The following is a 19250-nucleotide window of genomic DNA, read 5'->3' as shown; positions in this document are numbered from 1 at the left end:
AATAATTATTTTTGATGTAGAGACCATCCAAACAACAAAAATGCATAATCCAATAGATATTCAAAATATACTGAACACATACGGGGCACCAGATAGTGTCGCATGGCTAAAAGGTAAAATTGAAAGTTTAAAAGAAAATAAATCTTCTAAAGATTTATTTATGACCTATAGTCTGTTAAATGTAAAATTTGATGCTGCAAACGTAATATCATTTGATGCATTGGATACAACGAGTTCGCGCTATTTAAGTGGGCACAAGGCAACTATGCTACAGGTGTCACGTATTTATTTTTTAGCAGAGGTATTAAGTCAAGATATTGAATTTTATACACCAAAGGTTGCCAATATTATACAAGTGGCAGATACCGGTGAATTAGAAACCTTTTTAAAGTATTTGGTTTTACTACCCAACCCAGAGGCATATAAACAGACAGCTGTAGAAGCGTTAAGAACTAATATTGCAACGATTTTTGATGCTATTTCATTGAACAATCCGTATCCGGCAGAATATTTTAATGATCAACAATGGAATCAAATGTTTTTGAAGGCGGCTTTTATGGAAAGAGACCTTTCGCAAATAGCATCCATTGATGAAAGAGCTAATGAGGATTTAGCTAGAATAATATCCGATTATGCACATGAAAGATGGGCTGCAGGTAGAAAAATAGATCCATTGTTCTGGAGACCTGTTTCAAAATTTTTAAATGAGCAGCTTTTGGGTGATATGAAGACATTACTTAACAGTGATGATGTTGTAGAAAATTTAGCCGGAGCTCTTTGCTGTTATTATTCGGAAAACGAAAAAGCCCTTGCGCTATTGAACGGTAAGCCAGAGCTAAAACATAAAATTGCCGATGGGCATACAACTTGGAACACGATAAAACAACAATAGAATGGAAGATAAAATGATGATCATTGACCCGCATGTACACATGACGTCAAGAACAACAGATGATTATGAAGCAATGGCAGCAGCGGGAGTTGTAGCAATAATAGAACCATCCTTTTGGTTGGGTCAACCAAGAACCCAAGTAGGTTCTTTTCAAGATTACTTTAGTAGTTTGGTAGGTTGGGAGCCTTTTAGGGCCAGTCAATTTGGTATAAAACATTATTGCACTATCGGTTTAAATTCAAAAGAAGCAAATAATGAGGCTTTGGCAGAACAGGTAATAGAATTGTTACCGTTGTACTTGCATAAAGAAAATGTGGTCGCTATTGGTGAAATTGGATATGACGATCAAACACCTGCAGAGGATAAGTTTTTTAGAATGCAGCTAGATATGGCTAAAGAACTTAATATGACCGTACAGGTACATACGCCGCACCGAGATAAAAAAGCAGGAACCATAAAGAGTATGGAGGTATGTTTGGAGCATGGTTTAGATCCTGCCAATGTAATAATTGATCATAACAATGAAGAAACGGTAAAAGAGGTTCTTGACCGTGGTTTCATTGCTGCTTTTACCATTTATCCTAAAACAAAAATGGGCAACGAGCGTATGGTAGAAGTTGTTAAGAAATATGGTAGTAATAATATTATAGTGGATAGTTCGGCAGATTGGGGTGTAAGTGACCCTTTAGCAGTGCCAAAAACAGCATCTTTAATGCTAAAAAGAGGTGTGTCTATGGAAGATGTTAGAAAAACCTGCTATCAAAATGCATTAGATGCTTTTAGTAAAAATGGTAAAATGAAAGAAGCGCATTGGTTGCAGCCAGATAGTATTAATCAATCGCAACTTTTTAATGATAATAGTGTTCTTAGGGGGCAAAAACCTCGTATTGACGAAGATCAAATCATTTAACAAATGAAAGAAAAGTTAATGGGTTTTGCTCGTTTGGCAAGACCTGCGAATTTGCCAACTGCCGCAGCGGATATATTGGCAGGTATTGCCATTATATTATATCTTAAGGATATAGTAGTGCTTAATTTTATGAGTGGGCAGAGCGGCAATGTACTTTCTTTGGTTTTCTCATCAATTGCCTTATATGCAGGTGGAGTGGTTTTTAACGATGTTTTCGATGCAGATCTAGATGCGGTCGAAAGACCGGAGAGGGCAATTCCAAGTGGACTTGTACCCAAAAAAGAAGCTATTTATTTTGGTACAATTCTCATGCTGATCGGTATAACATTGGCATTTAAGACTACCGTATTATCAGGTTTAATATCTGTTGCTTTAACCGTGGCTATTTTAACATATGATGGCTACTTTAAACAATTTGGGTTTGCTGGTCCCTTAAATATGGGAATTTGCCGTGGATTAAATCTTTTAATGGGTATGTCTATTCTTGGAAACCTAACACATTGGTACATTTCATTGGTTCCTGTTGTCTATATTTTTGCCATCACATTGATCAGTAGAGGAGAGGTGCACGGAGATAATAAAAAACATATTGTTTGGGCAGGTATCTTATACGCAATAGTTATTCTATCCATTACGTTAATTGTAATGCAACAGAAAGACAATCTCTTGGTGCTATTACCGTTTATATTAATGTTTGGGTTTTTAATTTATTCGCCTTTAATCAAAGCATATAAAGTAAATTCACCCAAAAACATTAAGAAAGCTGTAATGGGAGGTGTATTGTCACTAATTGTGATGAACGCTTGCTGGGTGGCCGGTTTTTCTAATTGGTATTTGGCATTGGCCGTTTTATTATTATTACCATTATCCATGCTTTTGTCAAAATTATTTGCAGTAACATAAAATACGTATGCAATTACAACCTATAAAACAGTCTTTTCAAGTACAGTATGATTATCAATTATATTTTACTTCTGGACTATTTGCTTTAGAAAATCAAATGTTCGTAAACTTAATTGCGGACTATAAAGATTTTGAACCTGTAAAACTATTGTTTGTTTTAGATGACGGAGTTAAACATCATCATCCCACTTTAATACCTCAAATTGAAGATTATTGTAAAGCACACCGGCAAACTATAAAATATACCGACACTTTAGTGTTGCCAGGGGGAGAACAAGTAAAGAATAGTGATAAGGCTATTGAATCAGTGTTAAAAGGGGTAAACGATAATAAAATTTGTCGTCATTCTTTTGTGGTAGTCATTGGTGGTGGTGCTGTAATTGATATGGTCGGTTATGCGGCAGCTATAGCACATAGAGGCGTTAAATTGATAAGAATACCTACAACGGTATTATCACAGAACGATTCTGCAGTAGGGGTAAAGAACAGTGTAAATGCATTTAAGAAAAAAAATTTTCTAGGAACATTTGCACCGCCGTTCGCCATTATTAACGACAGTGATTTTCTTAAAACCCTAGAACAGCGCGATTGGATTTCCGGAATTTCCGAAGCCATTAAAGTGGCATTGATCAAGGATAAAACCTTTTTTAAATATATTGCCGATAATGCAGTTGCATTAAAAAATAGGGAAATGGAGCCTATGCAGTATGTTATTTACAAATGTGCCGAAATGCACATGCATCATATTGCACAAGGTGGAGACCCATTTGAATCCGGATCGTCTAGACCTCTGGATTTTGGACATTGGGCTGCACATAAAATGGAATTCATGACCAATTATGAGTTGCGACATGGTGAAGCTGTAGCCAAAGGCATCGCATTAGATGTTACCTATGCGCAGTTAGTTGGATTGATTTCTGAAGAAGATTTGCAGCACATTTTGGATGTAATGATCGCTATTGGTTTTGATTTATCACTCCCGGTGCAGAGCAATGATAAAATTGAGCAGTTATTAAACGGTATAGAAGAGTTTAGAGAGCATTTAGGGGGGCAATTGACAATAACCCTTATTTCTGATTTGGGCGTAAAGTACGACGTACATACTATTGATATGGAGTTAATGTCCAAGGCCATTACTAAACTTAATCATCAATTCGCATTAAATTAAATGCAATGCAACTGAAAAAAAACCTTCACCTAACATATTGTACAAATATTCACCCTGGGCAAGATTGGAAAAATACTTTTGAAAGTATTAAGCGTCATGTGCTTGGTATAAAAAATGAAGTTTCAAAGAATCAAGCTTTTGGTTTAGGACTGCGCCTATCAAATAAAGCCAGCGAAGAGCTTGACATGGGCAGTAATTTGACCGACTTTAAAAAGTGGTTAAATGATAATGATTTGTACGTGTTTACCATGAATGGTTTTCCTTATGGAAATTTTCATGACGAGCGTGTAAAGGATTTGGTACATGCACCAGACTGGACTACAGATGACCGCTTAAATTATACCAAAAGATTGTTTCGTCAACTTTCAGAATTAATTCCCGCGGGATTGAATGGCGGAATTTCAACATCTCCAATCACATATAAATACTGGCATAAGACCCTTTTGGAAACAAAAAATGCATTTGAAGCCGGTGCTAAGAATATGCTTGAAGTTGCCAAGCAATTGTTCAAAATTGAACAAGATACAGGAAACTATTTGCATTTGGATATTGAACCTGAACCAGATGGTTTGCTAGAAAATAGCGATGAGGTTTTGTTGTTTTATGCGGATTACTTGGTTCCTATAGGTAGAGCTTATTTTAAGCAGGAATTAGGTTTAAATGCAGATGAGGCAGAAGCTTTAATTAAGAAATATATTACGGTTTGTTATGATGTTTGCCATTTTTCATTGGCTTATGAAGAACCTACCGATACGTTTGCCAAGTTCAAGGCAAATAGTATAAAAGTTGGTAAAATTCAAGTAAGTGCAGCGTTAAAAATTATTTTTAACGGTAGCAATGATGAACGAATTTGGGAAGAGCTTTCACAATTTAATGAGCCTACCTATTTACATCAGGTAACCGAAAAATTAGACGGAGAGGTTAAGACTTATAGTGATTTACCTTTGGTATTGGAAGGGGATAGAAATCATGAAGAACTAAGGGCCCATTATCACGTGCCTATATTCTTGGAAAAATATGGTGAACTGTTTTCTACACAAGATCATATTCTAAAAACAATAGCATATATTAAAGAAGACCCAATTTCAGAGCATTTAGAGGTAGAGACTTATACATGGGATGTACTCCCAACAGATTTAAAACAGGATTTATCAGTGTCAATAATACGAGAACTAGAGTGGCTTAAATCACACATGTAATATGAAGAAAACGGTTGTCATTAATGTAGTTGGGTTAACAAAACGATTGATAGGTGAACATACACCGTTTATAAAATCATTTTTAGAGAGAGGGCAGGCATCATACATAGAGCCTGTGCTACCTGCCGTTACATGTGCTGTTCAATCTACCTATGTAACCGGTAAATGGCCATCTGAACATGGTATAGTTGGTAATGGTTGGTATTTTAAAGATGAGTGTGAAATAAAGTTTTGGAGACAGTCTAACAAACTGGTAGAACAACCAAAAATATGGGACGATCTCAAAGAAAAATATCCCAATTTTACTTGTGCCAACCATTTTTGGTGGTACAATATGTATAGCAACGTGGATTTTAGTCTTACACCAAGACCTAATTATTTGGCAGATGGCAGAAAAATTCCAGATGTATATTCATATCCTGCTGAATTAAGGGATGAAATGCAAAGTACATTAGGTACATTTCCGCTTTTTGAATTCTGGGGACCAAAAACTACCATCAACTCATCTAAATGGATCGCAGATGCAGCTTTGTTGACGGATAAGAAACATAATCCTGATCTTACATTGATTTATTTACCCCATTTAGATTACAACTTACAACGTTATGGTCTTGATTTTAAAATAATTTCTAAAGATTTAAATGAAATAGATGCTGTAGTAAAACAGTTGGTACAACATTATGAGTCTTTAGACACTAGGGTGATACTTCTTTCCGAGTATGGAATTACAAATGTAAACAAGCCAATTCATCTCAATAGAATATTAAGAAAAGAAGGATATATAGCTATACGTGAGGAGCGTGGACTGGAGCTTTTAGATGCTGGTCAAAGTGATGCTTTTGCTGTTGCAGACCATCAAATTGCCCATGTGTATTGTAAAAATGACAAGGATATTGATAAGGTAGCTACATTGATAAAAGCAGTTGAAGGTGTAGAGAAAGTGTTATATGATGAAGATTTAAAGGACTACCATATTGATCACGACCGCTGTGGTGATATTGTAGTAGTAGCGGATAAAGACTCATGGTTTACTTATTATTTTTGGTTGGATGATGCCAAGGCACCTGACTATGCCAGAATGGTTGATATTCATAAAAAACCGGGGTATGACCCTGTTGAAATGATGACCGATCCAAAAGATAAGTTGGTTATGGCAAAAGTTGTTGGAAAGCTCATAAAGAAAAAAATGGGCTTTAGAACGGTAATGGATATTATACCAATAGATGCCACTTTAATAAAGGGTTCTCATGGTCGTATAACAGAAGACGTTGAAGACTATCCAATTTTTATAAGTAATCATAGCTCTGGGAAGAACGATCAAACTATTAGTGCAATACAGGTACGTGATTTTATTGAAGATCACCTATTAAACTGAATTTAGATGAATGTATTATTTAAAACATTAGGATTTGTATTTGCAATTTTATTTGCAATAGGTGCAGTGTTGCAGTACAATGATCCAGATTCTTTACATTGGATTATCGTGTATGGTATAGCGGCCTTAGTGTCGTTATTATTTGCATTGAAAAAAGTTAAGTTTGTTGTGCCGCTGGTATTGGGTGTATTTGCTTTTATAGGTTTTGTTTATTTGTATCCGTCAGATTTTCAAGGTTTTGATTTAAATGATGGAGATATTAAAACAGTTGAATTGGGAAGGGAAGCTTTTGGGTTATTGATAATTTCGGTGGTTCTTTTAGTATTCGCTTTTAGAATAAAGAGAACGCTATAGATCTAAATCGAACTCTTGTCTCAATAAATCGATCACAGGGTTTTTCTCTCTTAGTTTTTCGTATTTTTCTTCAGGAGTAAATGCAAATTTCTTTGCTGTTGTTTCATTCACCGTAATATCTAGGTGTACGAAGTGATTGTTTAATTTGGCACGTAAATATTCCATTAGCTCAAACTGTTCGCGCTCAATCTCCTTTTTCATTGTACTGTTAGGAAGCTCAATATGAATTTTAAAATCTTCCTTAAGTTTTGGGACATCGGTGTGTAAGTTTGATGCTAAAATTTTCTGCCCTTTTTTATCTATAATTTCTATAAAATCAGCCCAATGCTTGCGTAAATCTTCTTCGGTAAAATTTTCTCTTGGTAGATTTTTTTCATCGATAACGACTTCAATTCTGTTGAGTTCGTGCTGTTTTTTGGCGTTTAGACTTTTAATTGAAAGACCTGATACCCTTTTGGAGGGACGATTGATTTTAATCTTTTTATCATCCTTTATATCGTTGGTTTCCGGAGTATTAAGTGGCTCTGGTTTCTTTTCTTCTAATTTAACTTGTGGGTTTGAAACTACATTAGTTTCTTCTGTACTAGTGTGATCAATAGTTGCCGCTGTTTTTGTTTCAGAAGAAATACTATCTTTTGCCGGTTCTGCTTTGGTACTTACCGTTTCGGTATTATTATTCTCAACAGATTTCTCTATAGTCTGGTTTGAAGAACTAGCAACTTTTGGAATCTGTTTGTAAAATGCTGAAGGAGCAATAAAATCAATGGTCTTATTTTGAAGTGCTACTGATTCAGGATTTTTTTTTTCTCCATCAAAATCGATAGAGGCAAGTTTCATAAGTGTCAATTCAACTAGAAGGCGTTGATTTTTACTTGTTTTGTACTTTAAATCACAATCATTTGCAATATTCAGCCCTTGTAATAAAAAGAAAGGAGATGTCCTTTTACTTTGCTCTCTATATAATTGTTGGGCTTCTTCGCCTACCTCTAATAAAGTAATGGTGTCTGGGTGTTGACATACCATCAAATCTCTAAAATGAGATGCTAAACCGGATATAAAATGGTGTCCGTCAAAACCTAAAGACAATGTTTTATTAAAAAGCAAAAGTAGATTTGGAATCTTATGTTCCAATATTAGATCAGTGGCTTCAAAATAAGTATCGTAATCTAAAACGTTCAAGTTTTCTGTAACTGCTTTACGTGTTAAATTAGATCCAGAAAAGCTAACCACTCTATCAAAAATGGACAAGGCATCTCTCATGGCACCATCAGCTTTTTGGGCTATAATATGTAGTGCATCATCTTCCGCATTTATTCCTTGATTTTCTGCTATATATTTTAAGTATTCAGCGGCATCTTTAACCGTAATTCTTTTGAAATCGAATATTTGACATCTAGAAAGAATAGTAGGTATAATTTTATGCTTTTCTGTGGTTGCTAGTATAAAAATAGCATGCTTTGGCGGTTCTTCTAATGTTTTAAGAAAAGCATTAAAAGCAGATTGAGATAGCATATGCACCTCATCAATAATATAAACTTTGTATTTACCTACTTGTGGTGGTATGCGTACTTGGTCAATTAAATTTCTAATATCGTCCACTGAGTTGTTAGAAGCGGCATCCAACTCAAAAATATTGAACGCAAAATCTTCATTCTCCTGTTCTGTGCCATCAGAATTTATTTGCTTTGCCAAAATACGTGCGCAAGTTGTTTTACCTACACCTCTAGGACCACAGAATAAAAGCGCTTGAGCTAAATGATTTTGGTCAATGGCATTTTGTAAAGTATTGGTTATAGATTGTTGACCTACAACATCTTTAAATGTTTGAGGTCTATACTTACGTGCCGATACGATAAAAGGTTCCAAAATGTTACTCTCGTTTATTCTATTACAAATATAAATATAGCTTGGAATACTTACGAGAATTAAGGTTACAGATCATCTTTAGTTATCAACAATTGCAGTACATTTGCGCAAAGCAGACCGCCTTATCGCTGCCAAGCAATTGGGAGAGGAAAGTCCGGACACCATAGTGCAGTATAGCGGGTAACGCCCGTCCGTTGAAAGGCGAGGACAAGTGCAACAGAAAGCAAGTACAGTTAGGCTGTAGTGAAACCAGGTAAACTCTATACGGTGAAACGTCATGTAAATCGGTGTTTAAGGGCTGCACGCCCAAGCCGAAGGGTAGGCGGTTAGAGTACTGGGGTAACCCTTTACCTAGATAAATGATAAGGAGTTCTAATGATTTTAGGATACAGAATCCGGCTTATGGTCTGCTTTTTTTATTTTTCAAAAAAACTAAAAACACTACCACCATATTTTCGTGAGTTTTTGTAGAAAGGTAATTCTGCTAAGCTGGTGCGGTTAGAGTGTTCAATAATTAAAACACCGTCTTCTAATAAAAGGTCGTTTTCAAAGACCAACTGAGGTAATTTTTCAAAATCGGTAAATTCCATATCGTAAAATGGATCGGCAAAGATGATATCGAATTTTTCGGTATTTCGCTGTAAAAAACTAAAGACATCACTTTTTAAAGTTCTAATGTTCATATCTAATAGGGAAACCGTCTTGTCTATAAAATCTATACAACCACCATGGGCATCAACGGCAAGTACATCATCTACGCCTCTAGATGAAAACTCATAACTGATGTTTCCGGTACCGGTAAAAAGATCTAAAACCTTCAAATCAGGAAAGTAGTAAGAATTGTTCAAAATATTGAACAAGCTTTCTTTGGCCATGTCTTTGGTAGGTCTTACAGGTAATTTTTTAGGGGCTATTAAGTTACGACCTTTGTGCTTTCCTGAAATTATTCGCATTATATAGTATTAATGAGCGTGAAGTCTAAAGAACTTGAAGATGGTTCTCCAAGTTTTATTAATTGTTGGGTTGAGGGAGCGAAAATGCTAATATGTTGTATATAATTGTAACATAATTTAAAAGTTGTATCATCTTCTTCAATATCTCCAAAAAGTTTTACAATTGCTGTTTTAGGGTCTAACTCCAGCTGTTCTAAAACAAATAACAGGTAATAGGCAAAATCTTCTTTGGTGTCGTATTTAAAGCTGTTGTAAAGCATTAATTTACGTTGGTTCAAAACCGTAATGTCCAGCTGGTCTTTGCTAACATGTACAAAGCATGTAGTTTCTTGGTTTTGTGTTTGGTTGTTCATTAAAGATTGTAGCAGTACCGTGCCATTATGCATATAGTGGAATTCACCGAAAAGATCATAAATATAATTGTTGATATTTACGTAAGGCACATATACAATTACTAGATCATGATTTTCAACTTCGTCATAAGCCAAAATATCGTTTGCCAAAATTTTGGTGTTGAACTTTAAGTACTCGTATAAATTATCGGCATTGAACAATGATTTAGGAACTAAACAAAAGAGGGTGTTTCTATGAACTGTAACCACCTCGTCAAACTGCATATTTTCTATATCATGTTTCAGAAATAATTTATGCAGTTCATCCTTTGCTTCCATAGGGTTTTTTTCAAATGCGAAATCAACCCTATCAGATAGCAATAATTTTTGTGAAACAGTATCTGCCACACAAAAAGAAAGTCCATTCAAGCTAACCTGAATGGACAATTTCTTAAAATTTTTATCCGCTATATTTAAGCTATTATTTCTTTTCTTTTTTGTCATAAATAGCAGGCCAGTTACCAGTTGTGCTAACATCTTCAAGAGAACCTACTTTAATAGACGGTCCATTAACCTCTTCTACACTTAATGCGGCTTTTTCACGAGCCAATAAATCTTTGGGCTGATCGTATAGTACTACTTCTTTGTCAACTTTAGCTTCAAAAACAGGTGCTTTATAGCCACTCTTTTCTACAAAGGCGGATTTCATTGTAAATTTTTCTCCGTTTGCAGCTGTAGGTACTTCCATTAAGCTTTTATATCTGGTATCTGCTTTAAAAAGAGAATCTTTTACAGAAACAAAACCTAATGTATCAATAATTTTCACCTCTCTTAACATGTCAATACCGTAAGCTTTATCGAACTCCATAAATGAAGAATCTCTTTGCTGTGTAATTACATATTTACCGGTATCGATAAAACGAATAAGACTATTGAAATCATTTGCATACTTGCCATTAACAGTTTTGTAAGCCTCTTGAGAATTTCTAATATCCTTTAGTTTAGCAATAACTTGTGCAAAACGCTCTTCTTTTACCTCTTTAAATTTGATTGGTCCGGTAATGGAGTTGTAAATAAAGTATCCTAAAGCGATACATCCAATCCAAAGTACAATTTGTATTACGGTCTTCATTTCGTATGTGTTATTTTTATTTAGTGGTCTTCACAAATCTACAATTTTTTTTTAATGGTAAAAGTTTTTAGCCTAAAAATCATCTTTATCTTTGGGGGCTCATGAAACCAATAACACCCGCTTCTTTCTATACTATACTAGAAAATAAATTTCCTCATTCACCAACTGCCACACAATCAGTGGCTTTGCAAAAATTGGCAGAATTCGCCCTGTCAACAGTTAAAGATGAAGTTTTTTTATTAAAAGGCTATGCCGGTACCGGAAAAACTACTTTAATTGGCACTTTGGTCAATAGTTTGTGGAAAGTTCAAAAGAAAGCTGTGTTGATGGCTCCTACTGGTAGGGCTGCAAAAGTGATGTCCAACTATTCGAATACGCAGGCATTTACCATTCACAGAAAAATATATTTTCCAAAAAAGCAAAGTGGCGGTGGAGTGCAATTTGTGTTGGCACCCAATAAACATAGAGATACTTTGTTTATAGTCGATGAGGCTTCAATGATTCCCGATACCGCTGCAGATTCAAAGTTATTTGAAAACGGGTCCCTTTTAGATGACTTAATGATGTTCGTTTATTCAGGACATAAGTGCAAGTTGTTGCTAATAGGTGATACGGCACAATTACCACCAGTTCATTTGGTGTTGAGTCCGGCATTAGATGGTAATAAACTTTCCTTAAATTATAATAAGGAAGTCGTTAGATTAGAACTAAGCGAAGTGGTAAGACAAGCGGGAGATTCTGGTATATTGGCGAACGCTACGTTATTGCGAGAGCAACTGCAAAGCGATTTTTTTGAAGATTTTAAATTTGATGTAGACCCCTTTACAGATATTGTAAGATTAATAGATGGCAATGAAATACAGGAAGCCATAGATAGTTCGTATGCGGAGAACGGAAAAGAAGAGACGGCATTTATAGTTAGGTCAAATAAGCGAGCAAACTTGTACAATCAGAATATACGCGAACGTATTCTTTATCTAGAGAATGATATTGCCGTTGGTGATTTTATGATGGTGGTAAAAAATAATTACTATTGGTTAAAGCCAAGCTCTGAAGCTGGATTTATAGCTAATGGAGATATTATTGAAATACTGGAAATATTCGATATCAAAGAAATTTATACTTTCAAATTTGCCGAAGTAAAGGTGAAAATGGTAGATTACCCCAACATGGCGCCATTTGAAACGGTATTGTTGTTAGATACTATAACAGCAGAATCTCCTTCGCTATCTTATGAAGACGGCAATAGGCTTTATCAAGAAGTAATGAAGGATTTTGCCCATGAAACTTCAAAGTATAAGAAATTTTTAGGGGTAAAGAATAATAAATACTTTAACGGTTTACAGGTTAAATTCTCATACGCTATAACATGCCATAAATCTCAAGGTGGGCAATGGAATACTGTATTTGTAGAACAACCTTATTTGCCAAATGGTATTGATAAGGAATATTTAAGATGGTTATATACAGCGGTAACCAGAGCAAAGAATAAATTGTACCTTATAGGTTTTAAAGGTGATTTTTTTCTTGATTAAGAAAAGATTATTTTAGTATTTATGGACACGGAAAAGGAGTCTTTTCCATAGTGAGATCAACATGACAACCGATACGATTTTAAGCATTTTTTTAGGGGTAGGATTAGCAGCATCTGTTGGGTTCAGGGTGTTTTTACCATTGTTTGCATTAAGTTTGGCATCTTATTTTGGAGTATGGGAACTAAATGATAATTGGCAATGGATAGGTAGTCTAGTTGCCGTATTGACATTGGGCGTGGCAACCTTACTTGAAATTTTTGCCTACTTTATTCCTTGGTTCGATAATTTACTGGATAGTATAGCCGTGCCATTGGCAGCAATAGCAGGTACTGCCGTAATGGTATCTACAGTGGCTGATCTAGATCCCGTAATAACGTGGTCATTGGCAATTATTGCAGGCGGTGGTACCGCAACAGCAATTAAGGGTGCTGGTGCCACGGGCAGATTGGCATCCACGGCTACCACCGGAGGTCTGGCCAACCCGGTAATTACTACCGTTGAAACAGGTACTGCCGCAGTAGTGTCCGTTGCCTCGATATTTGCACCTATATTAGCAGCCGTTTTGGTCATTATCATATTAGTGATCATTTTTAGGATTTACAGAAAATTACGACCAAAGGCTAATACTTAAAATATATTTAGTTGAAAAAAATAGCAATGATTCCTGCCCGATATGCGGCATCGAGATTTCCTGCAAAATTAATGCAGGATTTGGCTGGCAAACCGGTCATTTTAAGAACTTACCAAGCTGCAGTACATACAAAGCTTTTTGATGAAGTTTATGTGGTTACCGATAGCCAGGTTATTTATGATACCATTGTAAGGGAAGGTGGTTTGGCTATCATGAGTGTTAAAGAACATGATTGTGGCAGCGATCGTATTGCCGAGGCAGTAATGCAAATGGACGTGGATATTATTGTAAATGTACAAGGCGATGAACCATTTACAGATCGTGAAAGTCTTGAGGGTGTAATGCAGGTGTTTGAAGATGACGTGCATAAAGAAATTGACTTAGCATCGTTAATGGTTAAAATCACAGATGAGGAGGAAATTAATAACCCAAATACGGTAAAGGTAATCGTAGATAATAGGGATTTTGCACTGTATTTTTCAAGATCGCCAATACCTTATCCAAGAGCAAAAAACAAGGATACTATCTATTATAAGCACAAAGGTATTTACGCTTTTAGAAAGAGTGCTTTGATGGATTTTCAACGACTGCCAATGCTGCAATTAGAGGCTACCGAAAAAATTGAGGCTATACGTTATTTGGAATATGGTAAAAAAATAAAAATGGTAGAAACCAATGTTCAGGGCATAGAAATAGATACACCTGAAGACTTAAAGAAAGCGCAGAAGGCATGGAAATAAATTTTGATGGAATTAATGTAATTGGTTTTGATGCAGATGATACCCTATGGGTAAACGAAACTTATTTTAGGGATACTGAAGATAAATTTACCAATCTTTTAGAGAAGTATGAAACTAAGAATAAAATAGATCAAGAGCTTTTTAGAACTGAGATTAAAAATTTGGACCTTTACGGTTATGGCATAAAAGGATTTGTACTTTCTATGATCGAATGTGCGTTGGAGCTTTCAAATAATCAAGTTGCTCCTAAAACGGTAAGTGCACTTTTAGATTTAGGTAAAGAAATGATAACACAACCCGTTGAATTATTAGAAGGGGTGGAAGAAGTACTTCAAAGTTTAAAGGACAAATATCGTTTAATTGTACTGACCAAAGGTGATCTCTTGGATCAAGAGCGTAAATTGGAGCGGTCAGGTTTATCAGAATATTTTCACCATGTAGAAGTGTTAAGTGATAAGAAAGAGAAAAACTACAGTGATTTATTAGAGCACTTACAAATAGAACCGGACGAGTTCTTAATGATCGGAAACTCTTTAAAGTCAGACGTATTACCACTTGTGAATATTGGAGCAAGAGCGGTTCATATACCTTTTCATACCACATGGCAGCATGAAGAAGTAACGGAGGTTGTAGATAATAATGGTTATATGACAATGTCTACTTTGACCGATGTACTGAAATACGTTTAATGAAAATGCAGGTGAACAAACAGATGGCAAAGAGCAATATACCGACCAAAGCATCACAAGAATTCCGTAATTTTCCTATGGTACCTAGAGTGGTCTATGGTGTGGGTAGTTTTGATACTCTTGGAGATATTTTGATGCCAAAGAGAAAACATTCTGAAGCACCAATGATATATTTGGTTGATGATGTTTTTGAAAATACAGAATTGATCAATAGAATACCTAGTATATTTTGTGATCAAATTATTCTTATTTCAGCCAATGAAGAACCAAAAACAGAGCAAGTAGATGCATTGGTTTCTATGATTAAGGAAAAGTTTACAGAGCTTCCTTCTGGTATTATAGGTATTGGGGGCGGTACACTTTTGGATTTGGCAAAGGCTGTAGCGATCATGCTCACTAATAAAGGGAGTGCATCAGATTATCAAGGGTGGGATTTGGTGAATAAGCAATCAATATATCATGTAGGTATTCCCACTATTAGCGGTACGGGAGCTGAAGTTTCAAGAACTACGGTTTTAATGGGCCCCGAAAAGAAGTTGGGAATCAATTCAGATTACACCACTTTTGATCAAGTAATTCTAGATCCGGATTTAACCGTTGGTGTGCCTAAGGAGCAATGGTTTTATACGGGGATGGATTGCTTTATTCATTGTATAGAATCACTTAATGGTACTTTTTTAAATGCATTTAGTAAAAGCTATGGCGAAAAGTCTTTAGAACTTTGCAAAGAAGTATTTTTAAAAGATATCGAAGCATCCGATAGTAGAGAAAAATTAATGATGGCATCGTGGCATGGTGGTATGAGTATAGCTTATTCCCAAGTAGGTGTTGCACATGCCATGAGTTATGGTCTAGGTTATGTTTTAGGAGTAAAGCACGGAATAGGAAATTGCTTGGTTTTTCAATATTTAGAAGAGTTTTATCCTGAAGGAGTACAGTTGTTCAATGCAATGTTGGAAAAGCATAATATAGTATTGCCAAAAGGAATTTGCTCTAAATTGACTGACTCGGAAATGAATATAATGGTTACCGTTGCTTTAGGTATGGCGCCACTTTGGGAAAATGCCCTAGGAGCGCAGTGGAAAACTATTATCACCCCAGAAAAGCTTAAGGCTATTTATCAAAAGATATAGTCTCATTTAAATTACCTCTTACATTATAATATGAGGCTTTGCCAAATAGGCAGGTCAATACCCAAATAGTATGCAGCAAATAGCAAAGTTTATTTATTTTAAATTATTGGGGTGGAAGCTAAACGGAGTTTTTCCATCACATTTAGATAAGTTTGTCGCCATCGTAGTGCCACACACCAGTTGGTGGGATTTTTTATTGGGGTTGTTGATACGAGCGGTTTGGCAAGAAGAGATAAACTATGTAGGAAAGAAGAGTCTGTTTAAAGCTCCTTTCGGTTGGTTTTTTAGGTGGACAGGTGGTGCGCCAATTGATCGCACAAAAAATAGTGATACCGTAAAGGCTACAGCATATATATTTAGTGAACGGCAAAAATTTAGATTGGCACTATCTCCGGAAGGCACCCGAAAAAAAGTTGAAAAATGGAAGACTGGCTTTTATTATATAGCCAAAACCGCAAATGTGCCTATCGTTTTAGTTGCTTTTGATTATGGTAAGAAAGAGATAAAACTTTCAGACCCGATGACACCCACAGAGGATAAAGAAGCTGATTTTAAACAGTATCACGCTTTTTTTGATGGGGTGGAGGGGAAGCATGTGTAAATGTTATCAAAAACTTTAGTATGCTAATGTAGGCAATGCTCTGTTTACTAATTAGAATAATACTTTACTTATAATTACTAAAAATGTTGTCGTTTATCGATTTTTTTAGTCTTTCATCTGGTATTAAGATGTTAATTTTTCGTTAATCTAATACTGTTGTAATTTTAATTGAGTCAATTGATTAATTGACTTTCCCCTACATTTTAATGTCTCATATGATGTTTGTTGACAATAAGTTTTGTTGATGGATATCTCTTTAAATATATCTAAATGAAAATAAAAAGGGGGGTAAGTGGTTGGTTAAAAATAGCTGCTGGTTTTGCAGTGATTTCAGTGTCCTTGAGTTTTGGTTCTATGTTTTTTGGACCAGGGTTTACAGAAGTAAAGGCAATAGACTCTTTTCTAAATGGTAATTTTCCTGATGTTAATCTTAATGGAGAACCTTATGAGATAGCCTACCCTAACATTAGATTTGATTGGCCCTTAACTTATACCACTGTTCCTGGTCAAACCCGGATTGTGGTAGGTCAATTAGACGGTAAGATTTTTTGGATGGATGATAATCAAGATGTTTCAAATAAGAATCTTTTGATTGATTTTTCAGATGAAGTTGGTGATGCTGTTACTCCGGATCTTGAAGTTTGGGATGGGGGTCTTTTAGGGTTGGAAATTCACCCCAACTTTGGTACCGTTGGGAATAATTTCATTTATATATATTACACAACGGAATCAGAAACAGGAGATAGTACTTTAAGCAGTGGAGGTAATGGAACGTATGGTTGTGATCTCGCTAATTTTCATGGAAACTATATTCATTTAGATAGATTTGAAGTAAATCCTATGAATATGAGTTTTATTGCAAATTCTAAAAAACGTATGATGCGTCGCCGTATGTTAAATTCAACACACAGAGGCGGGGCAATGGAATTTGGAAATGATGGGTTTCTTTATATAGCCACTGGAGAGCAAGGTAGGGCTGTAAATGCTCAAAATATGATTGATAATCTTGACGGAGGTGTACTGCGTATTGATGTTGATATGGATGCATCTAAAAGCCACCCTCCAATACGAACTATGCCTGAAGATGCAGGTAAAACAGATGAATTGACGGGTCGTTTATATTGGATTCCTAATGACAATCCCTTCGTTGGTACTTCAGGTGATAATTTCGAGGAATATTATACGGTAGGTAACCGAAGCCCTCATAGAATGAGTAAAGATTCTCAGACAGGAGAGTTGTTTATTGGTGAAGTAGGGCAAAGTACACATGATGAAATTAATATAGTGTCTAGAGGGAAAAATTATGGATGGCCTGTTTGGGAAGGTGAAGTTCCTGGACCTTTTAATCAGTGTAATATAGAAATGTTAAATGATATGGCGCATGAGCTTCCCTTAACGGCATTTTCTAGAGCAGATGCTGGTTCTATTATAGGGGGTAATGTTTATAGAGGAGAGATATACACCTCATTTATTGGTAAATTTATTGCCGCAGATTGGGTTACTAGAAAAATTTTTTCAGTTGACATTAGTAGTGGAAGCTATGAAGTAATTGGAACTTTGCCTAAAAGACCAATATCTTTTGGAGAAGGTACAGATAGAAATATCTATTATTTAGTACAGGGTAACAATGTCTCATTATATCGATTTGTAGCGCCAGGAACAGAAGATACTATGCCTCGAAAGCTTTCAGAAACAGGAGCTTTTGTAGATTTAGAGAATCTTACGGTAACCGATGGTTTTGTACCATACGATTTAATAGATTCTTTTTGGTCTGATGGCGCATATAAAAAACGTTGGATAGCAATACCGAACAATGGTAATCACAATTCTGCGGAAGAACAGATTCAATTTTCAGAAGATGGTGCATGGATCTTTCCTGTTGGGTCTGTTTTAATTAAGCATTTTGATTATCCTGTAGATGATAACAATCCAGCAATTACGAAAAAAGTAGAAACCCGTTTTTCTGTAAAAAATAGTAATGGTGATTGGACATATTTGTCATACAAATGGAACCAAGAACAAACAGAAGCCTATCTTGTTAATATGAGTGCTGGTGATCAAGAACCAATTACAATTACTGAAGTAGGGGGTGGAACTCGAACAGAAATATGGAATTACCCTTCTTTGAATGATTGTCTGAACTGCCATAATGAAGCTTCTAAAGGAACTTTAGGAGTAAGGACACGTTATTTAAACAGTAATTATGATTACTCATCTCATACTCCCAATGGCGTAATCGGCAATCAACTAGTAACATTAAGTTATTTAGGTATATTGGACCGTTTTATCGACGATGGTGATACTTCAGATTTTCTTACACATATATCAATTGATGACCAAGATGCTGGTTTAGAAGAAAAAGCACGTTCTTATCTCGATTTAAATTGTGCTTATTGTCATCAACCTGCAAATAACCTTCGTCCAGTTTTTGATTTACGATTAAGTAACACCCTTGCACAAACACGTTTAATTACTGCTGGCGTTAATGAACCTATAGAAGGGTTAGGTTCAGATCAAAAAATTATTTTTCCAGGAGATGCCTCAAAATCTCAAATTTATCAAAGGGCAAACAATTTAGTTCCAGGAATAATGATGCCTCCTATAGCTAAGGGTAAGGTTGATGAAAAAGGAGTAGCGTTATTAAAAGAATGGATTGATCAACTAAATGTTGAACCGAATACAGATGGTTATAACGAACCAGATCCCGAGGTCAACCTAGCACTGTTGGATGATGCCGTCCTTGGAGGAAGTGTCGACGGAGGTCGGGGAACCATGGAGGCGATTTTGTACGACCCCGTGACGGAGAATTATTATACGCCTACTCGATTCAACGAGTA

The 19250-nt window shown here is 35.7% G+C and carries 18 protein-coding genes and 1 other RNA gene; 15 read left to right on the top strand and 4 right to left on the bottom strand.

From position 1 onward, the window contains the following. Nucleotides 1–40 precede the first annotated feature (40 nt). The 7 genes from VBZ51_RS17675 to VBZ51_RS17645 are packed head-to-tail and all read left to right on the top strand — an operon-like array spanning nucleotide 41 to nucleotide 6801. Nucleotides 41–892 carry an EboA domain-containing protein gene (locus tag VBZ51_RS17675; protein WP_348427784.1) on the top strand — a complete coding sequence of 284 codons (852 nt, stop codon included), beginning with the start codon at nucleotides 41–43 and terminating at the stop codon, nucleotides 890–892. Between the two features lies 1 nt (nucleotide 893). Beyond that, nucleotides 894–1802, top strand: coding sequence for a TatD family hydrolase (locus VBZ51_RS17670; protein WP_082643017.1), 909 nt, complete (start codon nucleotides 894–896; stop codon nucleotides 1800–1802). 3 nt (nucleotides 1803–1805) lie between these two features. Then, nucleotides 1806–2705 carry a UbiA-like protein EboC gene (gene eboC, locus VBZ51_RS17665; RefSeq protein WP_416577799.1) on the top strand — a complete coding sequence of 300 codons (900 nt, stop codon included), beginning with the start codon at nucleotides 1806–1808 and terminating at the stop codon, nucleotides 2703–2705. Between the two features lie 7 nt (nucleotides 2706–2712). Next, nucleotides 2713–3873 carry a 3-dehydroquinate synthase gene (locus VBZ51_RS17660; RefSeq protein ID WP_416577798.1) on the top strand — a complete coding sequence of 387 codons (1161 nt, stop codon included), beginning with the start codon at nucleotides 2713–2715 and terminating at the stop codon, nucleotides 3871–3873. A gap of 5 nt (nucleotides 3874–3878) precedes the next feature. Then, entirely contained in the window at nucleotides 3879–5072 is a 1194-nt protein-coding gene (gene eboE / locus VBZ51_RS17655; protein ID WP_416577797.1) for a metabolite traffic protein EboE, read from the top strand. Nucleotide 5073: 1 nt separating this feature from the next. Beyond that, on the top strand, nucleotides 5074–6447 hold the full coding sequence (locus tag VBZ51_RS17650; RefSeq protein ID WP_416577796.1) for an alkaline phosphatase family protein: 1374 nt from the start codon (nucleotides 5074–5076) through the stop codon (nucleotides 6445–6447). A gap of 6 nt (nucleotides 6448–6453) precedes the next feature. After that, the gene (locus tag VBZ51_RS17645; protein WP_058105781.1) at nucleotides 6454–6801 is read left to right on the top strand and encodes a transmembrane 220 family protein; all 348 of its coding nucleotides are present in this window, start codon (nucleotides 6454–6456) and stop codon (nucleotides 6799–6801) included. On the opposite strand, the gene VBZ51_RS17640 is transcribed toward VBZ51_RS17645, so the two are convergent. Further along, entirely contained in the window at nucleotides 6796–8667 is a 1872-nt protein-coding gene (locus VBZ51_RS17640) for a DNA polymerase III subunit gamma/tau (protein ID WP_416577795.1), read from the bottom strand. The genes VBZ51_RS17645 and VBZ51_RS17640 overlap by 6 nt on opposite strands. 109 nt (nucleotides 8668–8776) lie before the next feature. Here VBZ51_RS17640 and rnpB point away from each other — a divergent pair. Beyond that, nucleotides 8777–9085, top strand: an RNA gene (gene rnpB / locus VBZ51_RS17635) — RNase P RNA component class A. Here the strand turns inward: rnpB and VBZ51_RS17630 are convergent. Genes VBZ51_RS17630 through VBZ51_RS17620 form a run of 3 tightly spaced genes read right to left on the bottom strand, consistent with a single transcriptional unit; the run spans nucleotide 9084 to nucleotide 11084 of the window. Continuing rightward, on the bottom strand, nucleotides 9084–9620 hold the full coding sequence (locus VBZ51_RS17630) for an RsmD family RNA methyltransferase (protein ID WP_058105783.1): 537 nt from the start codon (nucleotides 9618–9620) through the stop codon (nucleotides 9084–9086). The genes rnpB and VBZ51_RS17630 overlap by 2 nt on opposite strands. After that, nucleotides 9620–10456 carry a DUF3822 family protein gene (locus VBZ51_RS17625; protein ID WP_416577794.1) on the bottom strand — a complete coding sequence of 279 codons (837 nt, stop codon included), beginning with the start codon at nucleotides 10454–10456 and terminating at the stop codon, nucleotides 9620–9622. The genes VBZ51_RS17630 and VBZ51_RS17625 overlap by 1 nt, the downstream gene beginning before the upstream one ends. Further along, the gene (locus tag VBZ51_RS17620; protein WP_058105785.1) at nucleotides 10434–11084 is read right to left on the bottom strand and encodes a hypothetical protein; all 651 of its coding nucleotides are present in this window, start codon (nucleotides 11082–11084) and stop codon (nucleotides 10434–10436) included. The genes VBZ51_RS17625 and VBZ51_RS17620 overlap by 23 nt, the downstream gene beginning before the upstream one ends. A 101-nt stretch (nucleotides 11085–11185) precedes the next feature. Here VBZ51_RS17620 and VBZ51_RS17615 point away from each other — a divergent pair, with 101 nt between their 5' ends. The 7 genes from VBZ51_RS17615 to VBZ51_RS17585 all read left to right on the top strand — a co-directional run. Next, the gene (locus tag VBZ51_RS17615; RefSeq protein ID WP_416577793.1) at nucleotides 11186–12619 is read left to right on the top strand and encodes an ATP-dependent DNA helicase; all 1434 of its coding nucleotides are present in this window, start codon (nucleotides 11186–11188) and stop codon (nucleotides 12617–12619) included. Nucleotides 12620–12680: 61 nt separating this feature from the next. Then, nucleotides 12681–13250, top strand: coding sequence for a DUF4126 domain-containing protein (locus tag VBZ51_RS17610; protein WP_058105787.1), 570 nt, complete (start codon nucleotides 12681–12683; stop codon nucleotides 13248–13250). A gap of 26 nt (nucleotides 13251–13276) precedes the next feature. Next, nucleotides 13277–13990 carry a 3-deoxy-manno-octulosonate cytidylyltransferase gene (kdsB, locus tag VBZ51_RS17605; RefSeq protein WP_416577873.1) on the top strand — a complete coding sequence of 238 codons (714 nt, stop codon included), beginning with the start codon at nucleotides 13277–13279 and terminating at the stop codon, nucleotides 13988–13990. Next, the gene (locus tag VBZ51_RS17600) at nucleotides 13981–14679 is read left to right on the top strand and encodes an HAD family hydrolase (protein ID WP_416577792.1); all 699 of its coding nucleotides are present in this window, start codon (nucleotides 13981–13983) and stop codon (nucleotides 14677–14679) included. Before kdsB ends, VBZ51_RS17600 begins: the two co-directional genes overlap by 10 nt. Before the next feature lie 23 nt (nucleotides 14680–14702). Further along, nucleotides 14703–15812 (top strand): iron-containing alcohol dehydrogenase family protein, encoded by a 1110-nt coding sequence (locus tag VBZ51_RS17595; protein WP_321827964.1) that lies wholly within the window; start codon nucleotides 14703–14705, stop codon nucleotides 15810–15812. A 70-nt stretch (nucleotides 15813–15882) separates the two neighbouring features. Beyond that, nucleotides 15883–16413, top strand: coding sequence for a 1-acyl-sn-glycerol-3-phosphate acyltransferase (locus VBZ51_RS17590; RefSeq protein WP_416577791.1), 531 nt, complete (start codon nucleotides 15883–15885; stop codon nucleotides 16411–16413). 270 nt (nucleotides 16414–16683) lie between these two features. Beyond that, a partial coding sequence (locus tag VBZ51_RS17585) for a PQQ-dependent sugar dehydrogenase (protein WP_416577790.1) occupies nucleotides 16684–19250 on the top strand: 2567 nt, incomplete at its 3' end.

This window comes from Maribacter sp. HS, from assembly GCF_048059195.1.
In the GTDB taxonomy this organism is placed as follows: Bacteria; Bacteroidota; Bacteroidia; order Flavobacteriales; family Flavobacteriaceae; genus Maribacter; species Maribacter dokdonensis.
Note: the sequence above shows the minus strand (reverse complement) of the source record. Positions and strands in the feature narration are given on the sequence as shown.